Below are 17891 nucleotides of genomic sequence, written 5' to 3'. Positions count from 1 at the left end.
ACTTTTTATAAAGTGTCCATTATTCGGGTTATAGTTCATCGAAAAGGTTACCAGCTTTTTTACAATGGATATTAAAATTAAAGTTTTTTAACCTTAATTGGACTTACCATTAACAGAGCGAGGAATAAGGTAATCCATGCATTGCTATATAAAAAGAATCCCATACCAGCCAATGGCAATCCAGCAGCTGAAATGGGTAAACCTTTAAAATACCCAATGGTTGGTTTAACACTAAACTTAGCTAATCTTATTGCCCCCATCGTTGGGAAAAGGATAAACGCCAAAGAAGTTAAAATTGATGGTGCTGCTAACGAATGAAATAAAAGTGCTGGAGCAACTCTGAGGTTTGGCATCCACCTGAGGAGAAGACTATGGCTGATACCGTATAATTTTCATTAGTTTCAAGGTAATGATATTCTCTTTGTATACATTTATTACCACTTCTACATTTTAATGTTTTTTCCTTCTATCAATTTTTATTGAACTATTCTTCTTCGTTAGTGCAATAAGAAAAAGGGATCGCCGCAGCCATCCCGATCCTTAACTCTTGCACCCCGTTACTTTAAGTACAATACTTCACAATCTTCTATGTTAATCAACAAAAAAGGCGATACCGTTTTTAAGTATCGCACCTGTAATACCGTTTATAAACTAAACTTTATTTTGATCTATTCGTTGGTTATTTTGTTCTTTTCATTATTTGAATTAAACAATACAATATTCCCCAAGGTAAAATATAGGTAGTAATAATTTTAAAAGCACTAACATAAAGATTTAAATCATTTGTTAACATTTGATTTTCTAAAAAATAATAAAACGTACCTATTAAAACTAGAGTTAAAATAATAAACCTATATTTAAGAAGGAATCTAGTTGAATTTTCTTTAAATTTTATTAAACCGTCTAAAGGAATAACTAATTGCTTTTCCTTATTCATTATTTAAGCCTCCCTTTTATATATAATTCAACATCATAAATGTAAATTCATTCCTCAACTAACCTGCCACGTTAGTTTAATTAATTTGTAGGAATCCTCCCATAATGCCGTATATCCCAACAGCCAAACATAAAAGTCCACCAATCATAAATAAAATTTTAATGAGAAAGAAATTGAACGAGATTGGTAATGGGGTTATATACTTAATTTGCTAAATTGGTTAAACTCTGTTTTTCTCCTGTTTTCTTAGTTTTTCATACACTCTTATTGTCCAACATTAACCAGTTGGTTTGCGCTTACATTGCTGATATACTAGGAAGTGGCTGCAAAAGCCACCTGAAAAATTACTACATGGTTTGGACAATTGGCGCCGTTGTTCACACCGAATGACTTGAGTGATTGCTTTTATATTCTTTAAATCAGAAAATTCGATTAAATTTTTACATATTTAAACTTGATAAAAAAGGCTTTTTCACTTTATGATTGTGTTGTTTAACTCTATTGGTTCTCTTAGTTTTTTTTTGTACTTTTTCTTCAACTATACTGCCCCTTTAGTTGAAGAACGATAAAGAAATAGGCTGCCACAAGCAACCAATTATCTTCTTCAACTCTTGCACCCGTTAGCTTAATAAGAGAAAGAGAAGTATTGTTATTTAGTTACCACTACATATTGCCTCTCTCTAAATGAAAACCGTTCACTTAATTCATCAAATAAGCGTTTTTGGTTTAGCCTAAAATTTCCTATATCATTAATGAAATGCTTTGTTTTTAAGTTAACAATAATATATAGTGTATCGTTCTTTTCTTTCAGTTCATCTCCATCCAAGCAAGTATATAATTCTATACTCTCACCGTCGGAAAGATTTTTATTAATATACTTAAATAAATCGCTATAACATTTTCTATTATTACGACAATCAAGATGATACACAAAAGGGTTGGAAAATTTCCCCCTTATTTCATCATAACCTTCTAAGTCCCATACTGATATGCCAAAAAAGTCATCTTCTGTCTCATAAATAATCATATTCTCATTCTGCTTAGGGTTTTGACCAAAATCACCAGTTGGAATCTCCCTATTTGAAGCTATATAATGATGAACTGTCAAAATTCTCACCCCTTTTAATGAAGAAAAAAGACTGCCGAAACAGCCCATTTGTTGTTAAAAGCACCCTATAGTTTAAGTAGAAATCTTCACAATCTTTTCTTTACCCTAACAAGATCTAAAATCTTAAATGTGTTGGGGCATTACAAAAAGACGCCTTCATATTAAAGAAAAGCACCCGTTCGTAATATAAGGTTAGCCAGATCTGGCTAACCTTTTTTTATAAGATTAATTAATATGAAGGTATCCCCTAGAGATAGGGTCAATCCTCTCCATTTAGATGTTTCTTTATTTAATAAACGGTTACCGTTCTTGCTGAGCTAACTAATCCTTTGGCATCCTTGGCGGTTACAGTCAGTTTTGTTCCGGTTCTTTGTTTTGGAATGGAAACCTTAAAGTTTCCATAGTAGTCAGATTTGGCACTGTAAACCCTTGTACCGATTCTTACACTAACATCTACATATCGTTCTGTCTTACCCGAAACTGTTGTTGAATAATACCTTACTGCATTTACTAAAGGAATATTAGGCGCAACTCGTGCTACCGTAATTGATGCTGCCGCACTAATATTTCCAGCGGTATCTTTAGCTGTTATATAAATTTTTATTCCGCTATTCTGAATCGGAATGGCTATTTTATAGTTACCATAAGCATCGGCTTTCGTGCTGTAGGTTTTCAAATCTATTTTTGCCATTACAATGGCATACTTTTCAGTTTTGCCTGATACATATGAAGATTTATTATTAACCGCATTGACACCAGGAGTATTCGGAGCGACCCTCGAAACCGTCGTGGAACGTGTTGCACTGATGTTTCCTGCCGTGTCCTTAGCTGTAATATTCAGTTTAGCGCCACTATTTTGGATTGGAATAGCTACTTTATAATTCCCATATACATCGGCTTTTGCAGAATAGGAGCGTGTACCTATTCCTACTGTCACGACTGCGTACTTTTCCGTCTTTCCTGTAACCTGTGCCGCTTTATTGGTAACAGCATTAACAGACGGGATATTCGGGGCGACTCTTGAAACAAGAATCTTCTTTTCTATGCTTTGAAGCTGAGCGCAATCCTGAACGGTAATTGAAATCGCAGTACCATAGTTTTGGATTGGTATGCTGATAGAAAAATTACCAGCGGAATCAGCTTTTCCGGTGACCGTTCTATCTGGCACTCTTACCATTACTAAAGCAGAAGGTTCAGTTTTTCCAGTAATAACAGAAGTTTTATTAGTGATTGTCTGAACCAATGGCTGTTCTGGCGGGGTTACGTCTTTTACCCGGATATTCACAGCATTGCTTTCGTAGTATCCGTCCATGGAGATAATTTTTATCTCAGTGTCAGGCGACTGCCTGGTGATAGGGATTGAAAAAGTCCCATCCTCATTAACTAATCCACTTACAAGCTGTTCTCCATTTTTAAAAATAAGAATCGTTGTACCCGGTTTTGCCGTTCCTGTCACCAATGTTGACTGGTCAGTTATTTCGTAAGCGGCTGGGGTAGGAACTGGATTATAAACATAGACGTTTCGCTCCAAGGTTGATTGATTCCCCGAAGCATCTTCCGCTTCAATCCGCAGCTTATATGCTCCAATTTTATGGTTTGTTGTTTCCCATTCTCCAAGATCGACTATAGAGCCTTCAACTTCTTTAATAGGAATCCATTCGACAGGTGATTCACCATAGCCATAAAAAACACTGTACTTTTTTAACTGAAAATCTGAAATCGATCCTTCAATCCGTATTTTTCCATTAATCCTTTGGTTGTCAGCGGGAGAAACTAGGGAAATTTGCGGTCCCATCCGGTCTTCAAACGTAACGGCCATCGTACAGCTACTACCAAAGTATCCTGTATTTTGATTGTACATTTGCCATATTATTTGAGTAGTTCCAAGTTGCATATTGGCCGGCAGCTTAAATTCAAACGTTTTTGTTTCTCCAGGTTTGATGGTATCCGTTGAAGCTAAATCTATTAAGAAATCAGCTCCATTTGCCTTTAATTGATAACCCCCTGCTTGTGTCCAAGGCTCTACACCCATGTTCTTTAATACAATTTTTACATTAGGAGTGCTTCCAGCTTCTTGAACAGAAATAGGGGCAGACCATCCAACAAATTGTGCATCCATTTTCTCTCTGGCCGTTACAGTGACCGGAGATGAATAGGCAGAATAATTACTTTGATAACCGCCCATATCCACAGCCATTACAGAAATTTTATATGTTTCTCTAGGTAAAAGGTACCTTTCAGGAACCGTTATACTATTGGTTTCTGAAGTTCCAGAAAAAACTTGATATCCAGATTCAGTCGTAATTTTTACGTTATACTTCAACTGCGATTTATCCATTGAGGGGTCCCATGTCAGAGTAAAATGGGAGATCAGCTCATCGGAAGCCTTAATATTTTCTGGAACCGTTGGAGCCGTCGTATCCGGCATTTTGACTGCGGCTTCATCAGACAGTTCTGTTTCGCCATATTCGTTATAGGCCGAAATTTTGAAATAATAGGTATCCGCTGCTCTACTGGTATCTCCCTGACGCTGGTACACCAATCCAGGATTATCGGATAAATCCGTCCCCAACCCATCTTTTCGTAGAGCTACATCTCCATTGTTAATCTGGTCATTAGTCGGCCATAAGTTTTTGCCAAATGAGGACCAGCTTGTAGCCGCTCCGTCGTACACCTGTTCAAATTCTTTTCCGTTATAGAGGTAAACCCTATATCCCTTGGCACCTGTAACAGATGACCATTGGAGATTAATCTTCCCTTTCCCGGAGTTAGCCTGTAAACTATTTGCTATTCCACTTGGCGCCTTCGGCTTAGGTGAATATTGAACTTGTAGTACTGGCACCTGGATTAGATTACTGTTTAATTTACTAAAGGTCCTTAGGTATGTATTTGACTGGGTGCCAGAATCCTTAAGTGCCAAGCCTAAATAGCTACCGGGGTTTTTATACCAATCAAGAACAAGACCCGAAACATCCCAGGTAAAATAGGCGCCGTTTACAGGCATAGCTGTTGTCCTACTGGAAATAGGACTTTCTGATATACCTGGCTTATTCGCCCATGTTAAATCGTTAGCGCTCCACGGCTCTAGGATTTTATGGATTGAGAATTGTTCATCTGTATAATATTTACAGTAGTAGCAGTCGTACTCGTTATTCAGCTCTTTAAGGCGAAGCTTCGCCCCTAAAAATAAACCTCCGTTCAACGCAGGAAGGTTGTTCCCAAATTTTATGTAGGTTTCGAATTGCCCATCGGTATCTTTACCAACCTTTACTTCATTATTAAGGGAAAAATTTTTCTCAGGTTCTGCTTCTGAAGCATATGAAATAGCACCACTATCTACTTCTACATTCTGCTTTTGCTCCCATTTCAGTGTGTCTATATTTTGTTGAAATAACGAATAGGGGAAAAGTTCAGCAGTTTGAGACAAATCATAATTGGTATATATCTGTGAAAACTCATCCCTCCCGACAATGTCTTCTGCCGCAAATGAACTTAAAGGCTGTTGTGATAAAATAATTGCAAATATCATAAACATTGAAACTACCTTTTTTATATTTACCTTCATTACAGTCTCCTTCTTTTCGTTGTTTAATAGTCATACGTAGATTTTATCAGAATTATTATCGAAAGCGGATTATTTGTTCGTACGGATTATTTGATTTGTGTGTAAGGCCAAATGTTTTTGCAATACCGTTTGCCTGGCCTCGAGCCATTTTTTTACAACAAGATGACTCTTTCATCAGTGCCTCAAATTGTGTAGGGGGCATTGACAGTTTCGTTCATATCAGTACAATTCTTCACAAACTCAAAATCGTCATTGGATAATAGGAAACCCGTTCGCTGATGAATAGCGACCATCAGCTTGGTATCGTTGCTGTCCATATAATGTAGCCTTATCCAAGGGGATGTTTTGGTATCTAATGTCCAATCATCGGGTATCTCTTTTGGGGTTAAAACGGTAAAGTCAACTTCTTTCTTTATTTCTGAAATAGTTTTGCTTTGTGATTATACTGATTCTCTTTAGCCATAATTATTTCCATTAAACTAGTAATTTTCGGAATTACATTAATTTTCTTAGTTGGACCTTTATATTTCGGCTTATTTAATTATGCGTTTAAATAAAGTGTTTATTTTTTCTCGGTCACTAATACTATTATTTCAACCAATACCAGAGTACCCCCAATGTTTCGGATATGGGAATCAATCGTTCGGTCTTCCATCTCTAATTTAATGCTCCATATAGAGGAGATTAAATGGTCTCTTGAAAATACTTTATTCGGATTTTTAAAAACAAACTTAATAATGAAATTTCCTTCGGTATCATTGGGATTTGCTGATTTTTGTATTTCTATATAAGCTGCTACGTCTAATGTGACTCCCTTAAATTCCAATGGTATCTCTTGATCATTTTTGGTCCTTCGCATTACAGCCTCCATTCGTGCAAGTAATTCCTCTTCATTAAAAGGCTTGGAGACATAGTCATCTGTCCCTTTTTTAATCCTTTAACTACTTGTTCCACGGCATTTCGAGCTGTCAACATAATAATAGGTACATCTGAGAATTCACGGATTTTTTCACACGTTGTCCATCCATCCATTTCAGGCATCATTATATCAAGAAGGCTACTGGGGGATTCGGAATTGGTCTCGCTAACTCTGAGAATGATTAGCTGTCAGTGAAGGTTAAACTAAAGAAAAATGTGACACTTGCAATGCTTTGCAGCAAAAAGACCCCAAAGGGTCTTTGTTATTTCGGTACATTTATAGTGAATGGAACAGTAAATACTTTTCCGTTTTGTTGGAATTGTCCCCAAATTTTATAGAGACCACTATTAGGGAAACTCGTCATAAATTTCGCTTCAGGACCTTTTGCCTTTTCGTCCAAAGGATGAACATGTAAATAAGTATCTATATCACTGCTTATGGTTACAACGTGCCCCACTGCTCCTAAATATGGTTGTAAATTTGTGATGGGCTTTTTCGTTTTAGCATCTTTAATCGTGAAGGTCATTGTCAAATCCATTCCTGTCATCAGATGGTCAAACTTCAATGTAACCTCTTTGCCATCAACCACTTTTGTTAGTTCCTTATCTTCAGTTAATTGTGAAGTTGTCCCTTTGTTTCCTGCTACCGTCACAACGTAAGATTTTACTTTTTTGTCTGCTCCTTTAGGAACAAAATCGGCAAATAGCTTGTACTCCCCACCAGAAGGGAAATTTGGAGTGACCGTAAACGAACCGTCCCCTTTATACTCTGGATGAATATGATCAAAATAGGATAAATCTTCACTAACCACAATTAAGTGCATGAGTTTTTCGTGTTCAACCTTAAAATCCTTAATTGGTATACCGACTTTATTTTTCACCTGAATGTTTAACGGTACTTGTTTGCCACCTTCAGGATTGCCTTGAAAGGAGAACTCTACGATTGTGTTATCTTTTTGGGGAGTGGATGTCATATTCCCGTGATTCATATTCATCCCCTCATGGCTTGTATTTTTTTGTTTTGTATTTAAATTGTTGTCCATATTTTCCATTGAATTATCCTTCGAACAAGCAGCTAAAAATAATGAAACAACTAGTGAAAAAACAACAAGTATTTTGAATCTTGGATTCATCGTTATCCTCCTATTGGTTAATATAAAACATATCTTAATACAAAAATGTGCAGAAAATATGCATTTATAATCATTTCAATGATTTACGTTAATTCTTTTACAGCAACTACTAGCGGGAAATAATACTTGGAAGAAAACACCAATCGCAACGGTAAATTGCTTTTTTTGTAGTCATTCTTTATATAATTCAGAAGTAAAACAAGCTTTGACATTTATGGAGTGCTTAGAATGAAGGTGATGGATTTATTATCAAAAAAGGACCAATTCTATTAAAATACCCTAGAAAAAAAAGAACATCCCTCTGTTACGGGCTGTTCTATTTGACCAAATATCCAATTGTTATTCCATTTTTAATAAATATTTATTGTTCATTCGTCCAGGTGACTGATTCACCTGTGGATGGGCAGGCTGGGAACTTTTCTCCTTGTTGGAGCACAACATGTTCTCCATATACATCTATGTAATGACCTGATTACATTACCGATTCTCCAGTTCTATGAGTATGGCTTGCATGGGTCCAAATTGTAGAGTCTCCTGTGGAAGGGCATTCAGGAAATGTTTCCCCTTGACTTAGTTCCTTTTTTTCACCAGTAGCACAAATATAGGTACCAGCTTCCGATACCGTTTCTCCTGTATGATGATGGTCTGTGAAGTGCGGCATAAAAATCCCTCCTTTACATACTAACATATGCCATTTAGCAACATATTAGGATTAAAAGCAAAAAATGATTAGGACAATCTCCTGATTTGTCGGAAATGATTTTAAAAATTAAACCGCATACTTCTAATTTACTTCAAGAACGAAGGCATACGAAGCGTCGCCGTGAGATACGTTAACTTCTTTTTTGTCCATCCACCATACACTATATGAATAATAATAAATCCCTTGTTGTGTAGGAGCAGTAAAACGATTATTTTCTACTTCGACCTCAATTTCTTTGTTCTCAGTCATCTGTATAACATGAAATTCATTTGGATTTGGTTTATAATTCATTACGAAAGTTATCTTTTCACCAGGTTTTATTTTAATCGGTTTTTCTCCTTCTAAAAGTTCTTTAGGTCCAGCAGTATCAACGCAGGCACCTCTTCCTCTTATATCCCAACAATAACTCCCTAATGTCGTTTTATACATTTTATTCCCTATCTTAATCGAGGCTTTTGGAGGCTTATCTCCAAGCATCCCGCTATTTGAATAGCCCATGAGATTAAGTCCAATGAAAACTACAAACGCTACCAGCCATTTTTTCATTTGAATCCCTCCCCTTTTTTAATTAGACACCCCTTTTCTATTTTTAGTTACTCCATAAATTCAAAGAATCCCCGTTTGCATTTTTTTAATAAATTTCTTAATAAAAAAAAGCAACCCCTTTATGAGATTGCCGTTCCGTCAAATAATTTACATGGTTTTTTTTCAATTAAAAATGGTCAATATACTAACCAAAAAACGTTCGAATCAGTAAATATACATTCAGACAAATGATGACGATTGCTACAATCCAAGCAAGAATTTTAAGCCAAAGTGGATTTGCGAACTCACCCATTTTTTTCTTATCGCTAGTAAATTTAATAAGAGGCACGACGGCAAATGAGAGTTGTAAAGATAATATTACCTGACTCAAAATGAGAAGTTGCGCCGTTCCGCTTTCACCATAAAGACCAGTTACAATAACAGCAGGGACAATAGCAATTAATCGGGTAATAAGTCTTCTAAGCCAAGCTGGGAGGCGAATATTTAAAAATCCTTCCATGACAATTTGACCAGCCAATGTCCCTGTTAATGTTGAGTTTTGACCAGAAGCAAGCAACGCAACCCCAAATAAAATACTTCCAATTGTCGTTCCTAGAATCGGAGTAAGTAAATGATAAGCATCATTAATATCTGCCACTTCCGTCAATCCTGCTTTATGGAATGTGGCAGAGGAAAGGATCAAGATAGCAGCATTAATAAATAATGCAAAGAACAGTGCAATGGTTGAATCCCATGTGGCATATTTAATAGCCTGGCGTTTTCCCAAACTGGTTTGTTGATACTTTCGAGTCTGAACGATTGATGAATGAAGGTACAAGTTGTGTGGCATGACTGTTGCACCTAAAATACCAATGGCAATATAAAGCTTCGTTGGGTTACTAATAATCTCTGTGCTTGGAACAAAGCCTTTTAATATGCCTCCTACATCAGGCTTAGAAAGGAACATTTCAGTTGCAAAACAACCTCCAATCGTAACAATTAAGACAATAACCAACGTTTCAATAAAGCGAAATCCTTTATTTTGTAGCAGCAATACCACTAGTACATCTAAAGCCGTAATAATAACACCATATTTCAACGGAATTCCAAACAAAAGATTTAATGCAATTGCCGAACCGATCACTTCCGCTAAATCACAAGCAGCTATCGCTAGTTCACATAAAATCCACAAACCCATTGCGACTGGCTTACTGTAATGGTCACGGCACGCTTGAGCTAAATCCCTTCCCGTCACGATCCCTAGCTTCCCAGCGAGTGCTTGTAGTAGAATTGCCATCAAATTAGACAATAATATAACAGAAAGTAACGTATATCCGAATAGGGATCCTCCTGCAATATCTGTTGCCCAGTTACCTGGGTCCATATAACCGACCGCCACTAAGTAACCTGGTCCTGCAAAAGCAAGGAATTTTTTTATCCAAGAACCAGTCTTTGGAATACGAACACTTCTATACACTTCTGGTAAAGTCGATTGTGTTCTTTTATTTTTCCAACCTTCTTCCACCGAAATAGGCAGTTCTTTTACATCCTCACTCATTTTTTCATCACCTCATTATTGGTATACACTAAATATGTTGCACCAAGGAAACTTTTTGAGTAAAAAAATCTCATTTGTTAAATAAATTATATTAAGGAGCAAAGAAGTAGTTTCTAAATATAATTTATTTTACAAATTTTTTTAGTCAAAGGAAACTTTGATTGGAAATTAAATGAAAAGAATCTTAAAATCCTCTTGTTACCATACAAAAATTCAGATTAAAGGAATAGCCATAATAATAATGGCAACTAAAGAAATTCTCTCTCCTTTTAAGAATCCCCAATATGAAATCTGTAATTCTTTTAGTCCGACATTTCTTCTGCCCCTTTTAGAACTAAAATTAAGTTATTATTAAGATTTTTCCACAAAAATTTGCAATTCTCTTTAGTTTAAAGTAAGCCTTATATACTGTGCTGTTTATTAAAAGTTTCTTACTTAGAGATTCTGCCGTTTGTACTGTTTTCATCCCCAACGACCATAGGAAAATCATAAATGGAATTATAATTACCCATAATTCTTCATTTAACATTAAATAATTAAATATTCCATGTAATACAGAAGGAATTAATAACGATAAAACCATCCAGAATATTTTCGTTCCTGGGGTAAATTTCTCTTTACTCATATAAAAACCCATAATAACCCCAAATAAAGCATGGCTAGATACACGTAACAAAGCTCGGTTAAAAGCGATTTCTACCCCTGTCGAGCTCATTCCCCATACATGCAGGTCATGGACTTCTAAAATTGTCGGTAAACCACTTAAGTAATCCTTAATTTTATTTGTATCGATTCCCTCTGGTACGGCATCAAGTGACAAATTAATCGATTCCTTCAATAACCCCCAAGTACCAAATAGAATGACAATTGAAATTAGAAGACTAACTAGAGGGTCAAGCCTTTGCCATCCTGTCCAAAGGATAATAAACCCTGCGATTTCTACTCCAAGTGAAACTAATGCATCCGCTGCCATGTGCATGAAAGCTCCACGGATATTTAAATCATTTTTTCTTCCTGACATAAAAAGTAAAGCAGTAATGCCATTAATCACTCCCCTTTAATTAATAAAAAAATGCCAACCCTTATAAGATTGACTCGAAGGATATATAAATAACAATAATAATATAATAAAAAACAATATTAGTTTATTGAAAAACGATAAAGTATGTGTTAAAGTCATTTTATCATTAAATCAGTGAGGTGCTTTAAATGAATGTTAAACGAGGTTCAACCACTTTCTTAAAGGTAATAATTTTACTGGCTGGAATTGCAGTGCTTGCTTTATGTATTTGGTTGCCTGAGATAGCCATTAGAGATGCAAGGGTACATCCAGATACGGCTTACTTCCTAATCCCTTTTTTAGTATGTGCATACGGATTCTGTATTACGTTTTTTGTTGTGTTGTATCAAGCATTTAAACTATTAACCTATATCGAAAGGAACAATGCTTTCTCTGAGTTATCCCTTAAATCTTTGAAGGTTATAAAGAAATGTACTTTTGCAGTCATTTTCTTCATTGTGTTAGGGATAGTAAGCTTAAAGGTGCTTTCTAAAGTTACAGGTGACGACCCAGCAGGTCCAATATCACTAAGTCTAATGGGCATTTTGGCAACAAGTATCATCGCAGCCATTGTGGACGCACTTCAAAAGCCATTAAAAAACGTCCTTGAATTAAAACCAAAAAATGATTAATTTTTTGATAAAATTTTATTAACGAGGTGCCGCTTTCGGAGAGGGTTGGAATTACTATGGCTAATCTCTCCATTCTGAAAAATGGGAAAGCAAAAGCGGTTCGTTTTTCAACATTAGAAGCGATATGTAAGACTTTGGATTGTCGGCCAGGTGATATTTTGGAGTACAAAAGCGACGAAGACACTTATTAAAAACGGACAACAAATTTATTTAATTAACGAGAGTCGATAGATAATTTAAGGGATAGCCATTAAGCTATCCCTTCTTTGCGTTTATTGATGTTATTTACTCTGAGTATTCCATTGAGAATTGCATTGATATTAGTGACAAAAAATAGGATGTGATTTGCAATGTTTGCACCTCAAAAGGTAACCCGTTATTCTGATTCCCCTGTTTTTTGTTGTTAAATGTTGTGCTAATTAAGATGTGTATTATATTGTTAATTAGCTTGTTAATTGACATTTTGTACTTCAAAACAGAACCCGTTAAAAAAAAAGACGCTCTTTTAATTAATGCAAAAGGTTAGTTAATATGGCTCATTTATAAAAATTAACAATTATTTAGACATTCATTTCGATAAATTTAATTACTTTAGTTGCTGTATCAAATGCTTTTCTACACTCCAAGAATTCTACTAATTTATTGTTATGAAATTAAAAACTCCCCAGCAAAGCTGGAGAGTTAACAAACTTTACTCTTCTTTTTTGGATAAACAACGATCACAATCCATCATATAACTTTCTGCTTGCTCTTGCATACGCTGCCCGCATTCAGGACATTCCTTTTTTGGCAGATTACGGAAAAATTCAACAGGACTCATTAACATTTAAATCTCCTCCTTTATTAATACAGTTTGTTTTTACTTATCTTGTTATAGTACAGTATAAGCAAAAAAGAGAAAAAAGTATAGACCTTTTTTAAATAAATCATAAAAGTTTTAATATGTTCATCAAATCTATTTTTACCTTGAATATCCCAATCGAAATCCTCAGTATCATCATCCCATTCCGAGTTAGGAGAATAGAAATCTCTTTAAGCTACAACTATTGTGTTATCTAAGGTAATTCTCCACGAACATTAAATATGTAATGCATATTCTGGTGTTTCTTGGGTTCTGCCTCTTCTGTTTATTTGAATCATATCCCCGAACCCCATCCAAAAAAGGTTAGATGCTCTTCCAGCATTTTGTAACTTTAATCCCGCTAATTTGCCTAATTCAGAAATAATTACTTCTTTCATACACTTCTCCCTGTTCGGATCATTATTTAAGGAATGCACCCGTTAGTTCAACAAGCACCTTCTATTTTATTGCACATTTTCGTCGAAGTGCTACATAACTTCCTATTTATTGTCGAATTTTTTCGATTTTATTTTGTTCAATATAGTGAACGTTTGTAGTACAATTGTTTCATATTATTAACAATTTTTAGAAAAAAGCAAACCATTTGAAAGATTGGGACGCAAAGCTACAGGTCTAAGGTTATAAACTAAGATGGCTGAGTTGCCTAAAATAGTACATATTTTAGGGGGAATATTATGACTGCAACTGCTGGCAAAAAAGAATTAGACAAAGACTGGTTTGACCTCATTTTGGAAGCTCGTAATTTAGGAATTTCTGTTGATGAAATTAAAGAATTTCTAAATAAATCATCTTGACCTCTGTGAGGTCTATTTTTTTAATTTCTTCGCACTTTTGGTCAAATGCTACATTAAAGAGTCAATTTACTTCTTTAACTAAACTGCATCGTTAGTGGAACAAGAGTTGCCGTAGCAACCCCAATCTTCAACTCTTGCACCCGTTAGTTCAAGAAGCATCATCTAAATAATTCTTCTAGGTCTTTCATTTTCATCTTGCTCGTATTTGATGATTTTTTCATACAGTTCATTCGTTAGAAATATTGCAACTAAATCATTCCAACCATACAAAGCAAATAATCTTTCTTTCGTTCCAGCACCTTCTAATAATTTGTTAATAATTGAAAATGCTCTCCGAGTATTTATTTCTACATATTCTTCATTTTCTACATCATCCTGTGTGTAAAGTGTATATTTTTTACCGTTAACTTGAATTTCATATTTTTCTTCATTAAAATCTTCATTATTTATGATAAGCTGTATACCCTGCTTCTCTAAAAAAGGTGAAATTTCGAAAAAAAACGTTCCTACTCCACCTTCTGATAAATCTTCTTCATCAGCTAAGAAATCTCTTCGAGTATCACCGTATAAATACTCCGACTTAATCGCTTCTTCTTTTACCTCATTAATTTTATCTGAATCTAAATACTTAAAAAATCCATTTGATTCGAGTTCATCTAATAACAGAGAAAAATCTGAATAAGATTTTGTTTTTTCATTCGATACTTCGGTTAAGTTTTTTTCTTTTCCAAATAACTTCTTCCAATTCATATTCCTTACACTTCCTTTTTTTCTATAAAGTAAAGATTCGCTAAGCTATTATTATCTCTTTCCCCTTAAGTTCAAATTGCAGCTTCCCTTATTCAGAATACCTTATAAAATTTGGTTTGATTATGAATTTTTATTGAACTAAACTGCCACTTTAGTTGAACAAGAAAAAAAGCCTTACTCCTTGTTGAAGTAAAGCACCCCGTTAGTACAAAAAGAATCATCGCGTGTTTTAACCCTTCTTAAAAGTCCTCCGGTGACCACGTCGTAATGCTGTCGCCTGGACCGGCAACTACCAACCATTCTTCCCCCGTATACCAAGCACCATCTCCAGCCTGCCAGCATTCGTACATTTCGTGGTGACCGTTTACGAACATCGTTTGACCAGATTGAAAAACAATGTGAAGATGTGGTGCAAGTTCACCCATTTGAACGTCAACAACCTTGTCCCTCCGCAATAAAAATAGTAAGTGGTATTCTTCCTCTTCGGTTAGCTCCTCTAATTCACCCTCCGAGTTAGGATAATCTTTCACCCCAGGAGGGAAAACAGTCCATCTGGTCTCAATGTTTATCCATAAATCTTCGGGTTGTTGGTTTGTATAGTGCATAAATTGAATTAGAATGGCTCCCGCTCCAACACCGAATTTGACACCATCTAATTGACTTCCAATGAATATATGTTTAAGTGCTTTTTCAGAGATCTCCCTTTCTTTAACATCCATTTTCTCACTTCTTTCTATGCTATCGGCAACCTGAAAAGTCTTTGGAATTAACTTGTCCTCATATTTGACCTGACCCATTAGTGAATAAGAAAAAAGCCCTCAAGAGGGAGTCAGGATTCTCTACTAATGCACCCTTTAGGTTAACTAGATCACAGGTGGAATGTTAATTTTTATTGTTGTTTTTATGTGCGAACATTATAGTAAACACTATTATGACCATATAAATTAATCCGAAGGTAATATGGATACTCTTGGTTAGACTTTCATTATAAGTGTCAAAAATCATTATTGTAGTTGCAATTGAAAGTATAATTAGTGAAATTAAAACACGTTTCAATTTATCTTTTGAATAAGCCTTATTTTTAGAAGTGGTCAATTCTTAGACTCCTCTCTGAACTTATCCTTAATAAATTTTATGATTAACTCTATTATTGATTCTACACATTATTTTTTTTATCCTTCTTTCACTAACCTGCCCCGTTAGTGGATCAAGCAAAAAAAGCTGCCGAAGCAGCCACTGATCTTAAACTCTTGCACCCGTTACATTATCTCGATTCCAAAAGTATCGAAATTGCACTAAACATCAATAATAAAGCCATAACTATATTAAACTGAGTATTATACTTTGATAAGAACTTGCGGAAAATTGAACCAAACACACCCCAAGAGTAAGTACCTAAAAAACCAACAAAAGCTAGAAAGAATGAATAGAATATTAAGCTGACATTTGAAGTGTGATATGGAAGGACAAAGGTTGATATTGTAGTTATGCCATATAAAATACCTTTCGGATTTATGAATTGTAAGAGCATACCTGTTAAAAAACTGTTATTCTTGTCCCCATCATTGTGATTACCATCATTCTTACTTGTAATAATTTTTATAGCCAGATACAACATATAGATTACACCTAGAATAGTCATTATAAATTCAACTTTTGGAATGAAGCTTTTAAGCAAAAGACCAAAATAAGCACACAATAATATTAGTATAAAGAAACCTGAACCAACCCCTAACGAAAATCTAATTGTCTTTTTTAATCCGTATTTGTTAGCAACTAACATTGCCATAATATTATTTGGACCTGGGGTAAAAGCAGTAACAAAGACATATAACAAAAATGATAATAAAGCCAAAATGGAACCCTCCTTTGATTGTATGTTATAATGTTCGAAATAGACAATATAACGATTTCCTTTATATTGTACGATACGTGCGTTATATTGTAAATAATTAATTTTAGGAGTGTTTTTATGGAAGAAATAAATCAAATCATTGCCAAAAACTTAAAAGCATATAGAGAAAGTAAAAAATTAAGCCTTGAAAAGGTTGCAGAGGTTACTGGTGTAAGTAAAACAATGATTGGTCAAATTGAAAGAGGTGAATCCAGTCCTACTATTACAACTATCTGGAAAATAGCAAATGGATTAAAAATTTCTTTTACTTCTTTAATCAATAATCCGCAGCCAGATACAAAAGTTATTTCAATGAGCGAGGTTCAAACTCTTGTGGAGGATAAAGGGAAATATCGGCTTTACCCATACTTTCCCTTTGAAGATGATAGACGTTTTGAAGTATATTCTGTTGAGATTGAAAAAGGTGGGTTCCTAAGTGCTGATTCGCACAGGGAAGGAACTGAGGAATTTTTAACTATTTATGATGGTGAATTAACTATCCGAGTAAATGACGTTGAATATACAGTGAAAAAAGGCGATTCTATTAGATTCAAGGCTGATAGACCTCATACTTATCATAATTCTGGAGAAACATTAACTCGATTAAGTATGGTTTTATACTATCCAAATTAAAACCCCGTTTAATTAAAACGGGGTTTTATCATTGTATTATTCACTAATATAACAATGCGTTATTAAACTAAACTGCTCCGTTAGTAAAACAAGAAAAGCCGCTAATGGCAGCTGGATCTTGATCTCTTGCAATCGTTAGAAGAGCTTTTATTGTTGATATGGATTTTTAAGTACCTTTTGCATAAATAGTTCTGGATTAACAATCTGTTCAAAACCGTATTGGTTATATAATGAATGTGCATCATTAGTAGCTAGCATAAATCTACGAACTCCCTGTAATTCGGAATGGTTTGTGATAATACCCATTAACCATTTTGATAACCCTAATTTCCGATAATCTGGCAATATAAACACATCACTTAGATAGGCATAAGTTGCTAAATCAGAAATTACCCTTGCAAAACCAACTTGTTCAAAAACGTCTTTACCTACTTCACCTTTATAAACTCCAAAACATAACTGAGAATTTTCAATTGCCTTTTTTACTATTTGCTTTGGTATCCCCTTTGACCAGTAGGCTTCTTGACTCAAGAAGGTATGTATTAATGTTAAATCTAAATACTCTTTATTTGTAGTAATTGAAAATCCTTTATTAATCCACATTTCCAAATTAAGTCCCCCCCAATTTTTTGAATGTTCTGCAATAAATTAAACTACAGATTTAAATTTTGTTCAACTAAACTGCCCCGTTGGTTGAACAAGCATTTCACTTTCTTATGCATATATTTGCGTACTGTAGGTTACACCTGGATTGATCTTTGAAGGGATACATATTAATACCATAGCTCCATTAAAAACAGAATGTGTCCATGCATCCCT

At 34.9% G+C, this 17891-nt stretch carries 20 protein-coding genes, 1 pseudogene and 1 riboswitch; of the genes and pseudogenes, 4 read left to right on the top strand and 17 right to left on the bottom strand.

The window, feature by feature from the left end:
• Nucleotides 1–77: 77 nt before the first annotated feature.
• The 11 genes and pseudogenes from CCK98_RS15910 to CCK98_RS15860 form a co-directional block, all read right to left on the bottom strand.
• A pseudogene (locus tag CCK98_RS15910) lies at nt 78–338 on the bottom strand (CDP-diacylglycerol--serine O-phosphatidyltransferase); the annotation flags it as partial.
• Between the two features lie 341 nt (nt 339–679).
• A complete protein-coding gene (locus CCK98_RS15905) occupies nt 680–937 on the bottom strand; it encodes a hypothetical protein (protein ID WP_088087464.1) in 258 nt (85 codons plus the stop codon).
• A 649-nt stretch (nt 938–1586) separates the two neighbouring features.
• On the bottom strand, nt 1587–2045 hold the full coding sequence (locus tag CCK98_RS15900) for a hypothetical protein (protein ID WP_088087463.1): 459 nt from the start codon (nt 2043–2045) through the stop codon (nt 1587–1589).
• A 289-nt stretch (nt 2046–2334) separates the two neighbouring features.
• On the bottom strand, nt 2335–5610 hold the full coding sequence (locus CCK98_RS15895) for an Ig-like domain-containing protein (protein WP_088087462.1): 3276 nt from the start codon (nt 5608–5610) through the stop codon (nt 2335–2337).
• A gap of 562 nt (nt 5611–6172) precedes the next feature.
• Entirely contained in the window at nt 6173–6469 is a 297-nt protein-coding gene (locus tag CCK98_RS36335; protein WP_256942365.1) for a winged helix-turn-helix domain-containing protein, read from the bottom strand.
• Nucleotides 6469–6642 carry a hypothetical protein gene (locus CCK98_RS36330; RefSeq protein ID WP_256942364.1) on the bottom strand — a complete coding sequence of 58 codons (174 nt, stop codon included), beginning with the start codon at nt 6640–6642 and terminating at the stop codon, nt 6469–6471. Before CCK98_RS36330 ends, CCK98_RS36335 begins: the two co-directional genes overlap by 1 nt.
• 149 nt (nt 6643–6791) lie before the next feature.
• Nucleotides 6792–7661: a hypothetical protein gene (locus tag CCK98_RS15880; protein ID WP_088087461.1), complete on the bottom strand. Its 870-nt coding sequence runs from the start codon at nt 7659–7661 to the stop codon at nt 6792–6794.
• Nucleotides 7662–8133: 472 nt separating this feature from the next.
• Entirely contained in the window at nt 8134–8322 is a 189-nt protein-coding gene (locus CCK98_RS36325; protein ID WP_256942363.1) for a hypothetical protein, read from the bottom strand.
• Nucleotides 8323–8445: 123 nt separating this feature from the next.
• The gene (locus CCK98_RS15870; protein WP_088087460.1) at nt 8446–8910 is read right to left on the bottom strand and encodes a hypothetical protein; all 465 of its coding nucleotides are present in this window, start codon (nt 8908–8910) and stop codon (nt 8446–8448) included.
• 184 nt (nt 8911–9094) lie between these two features.
• Nucleotides 9095–10447 (bottom strand): Nramp family divalent metal transporter, encoded by a 1353-nt coding sequence (locus CCK98_RS15865; protein WP_179195823.1) that lies wholly within the window; start codon nt 10445–10447, stop codon nt 9095–9097.
• 340 nt (nt 10448–10787) lie between these two features.
• Nucleotides 10788–11498, bottom strand: a complete 711-nt coding sequence (locus CCK98_RS15860; RefSeq protein ID WP_179195822.1) for a cation diffusion facilitator family transporter — start codon at nt 11496–11498, stop codon at nt 10788–10790.
• A 158-nt stretch (nt 11499–11656) separates the two neighbouring features.
• On the opposite strand from CCK98_RS15860, the gene CCK98_RS15855 reads away from it, so the two are divergent.
• Nucleotides 11657–12139, top strand: a complete 483-nt coding sequence (locus CCK98_RS15855; RefSeq protein WP_088087459.1) for a DUF2975 domain-containing protein — start codon at nt 11657–11659, stop codon at nt 12137–12139.
• Nucleotides 12140–12156: 17 nt separating this feature from the next.
• On the top strand, nt 12157–12330 hold the full coding sequence (locus tag CCK98_RS15850) for a helix-turn-helix transcriptional regulator (protein ID WP_088087458.1): 174 nt from the start codon (nt 12157–12159) through the stop codon (nt 12328–12330).
• Between the two features lie 500 nt (nt 12331–12830).
• On the opposite strand, the gene yhfH is transcribed toward CCK98_RS15850, so the two are convergent.
• On the bottom strand, nt 12831–12965 hold the full coding sequence (gene yhfH / locus CCK98_RS15845) for a protein YhfH (protein ID WP_088087457.1): 135 nt from the start codon (nt 12963–12965) through the stop codon (nt 12831–12833).
• Between the two features lie 251 nt (nt 12966–13216).
• Nucleotides 13217–13378: a hypothetical protein gene (locus tag CCK98_RS35440; protein ID WP_179195821.1), complete on the bottom strand. Its 162-nt coding sequence runs from the start codon at nt 13376–13378 to the stop codon at nt 13217–13219.
• Between the two features lie 186 nt (nt 13379–13564).
• A riboswitch (cyclic di-GMP riboswitch) is annotated at nt 13565–13648 on the top strand.
• Between the two features lie 27 nt (nt 13649–13675).
• Here CCK98_RS35440 and CCK98_RS15840 point away from each other — a divergent pair.
• On the top strand, nt 13676–13795 hold the full coding sequence (locus CCK98_RS15840; RefSeq protein WP_088087456.1) for an anti-repressor SinI family protein: 120 nt from the start codon (nt 13676–13678) through the stop codon (nt 13793–13795).
• 162 nt (nt 13796–13957) lie between these two features.
• On the opposite strand, the gene CCK98_RS15835 is transcribed toward CCK98_RS15840, so the two are convergent.
• The 3 genes from CCK98_RS15835 to CCK98_RS15820 form a co-directional block, all read right to left on the bottom strand.
• Entirely contained in the window at nt 13958–14545 is a 588-nt protein-coding gene (locus CCK98_RS15835; protein ID WP_088087455.1) for a hypothetical protein, read from the bottom strand.
• Between the two features lie 239 nt (nt 14546–14784).
• Nucleotides 14785–15264 carry a hypothetical protein gene (locus CCK98_RS15830; protein ID WP_142292167.1) on the bottom strand — a complete coding sequence of 160 codons (480 nt, stop codon included), beginning with the start codon at nt 15262–15264 and terminating at the stop codon, nt 14785–14787.
• Nucleotides 15265–15809: 545 nt separating this feature from the next.
• On the bottom strand, nt 15810–16400 hold the full coding sequence (locus CCK98_RS15820) for a LysE family transporter (protein WP_088087452.1): 591 nt from the start codon (nt 16398–16400) through the stop codon (nt 15810–15812).
• 117 nt (nt 16401–16517) lie between these two features.
• On the opposite strand from CCK98_RS15820, the gene CCK98_RS15815 reads away from it, so the two are divergent.
• Entirely contained in the window at nt 16518–17072 is a 555-nt protein-coding gene (locus CCK98_RS15815; protein WP_088087451.1) for a helix-turn-helix domain-containing protein, read from the top strand.
• Between the two features lie 147 nt (nt 17073–17219).
• On the opposite strand, the gene CCK98_RS15810 is transcribed toward CCK98_RS15815, so the two are convergent.
• Nucleotides 17220–17675 (bottom strand): GNAT family N-acetyltransferase, encoded by a 456-nt coding sequence (locus tag CCK98_RS15810; protein WP_088090427.1) that lies wholly within the window; start codon nt 17673–17675, stop codon nt 17220–17222.
• Between the last annotated feature and the right edge of the window lie 216 nt (nt 17676–17891).

The organism is Bacillus sp. OV166 (assembly GCF_900177675.1).
Taxonomy (GTDB): Bacteria; Bacillota; Bacilli; order Bacillales; family Cytobacillaceae; genus Neobacillus.
This window is presented reverse-complemented; position numbering and strand designations above follow the sequence as displayed.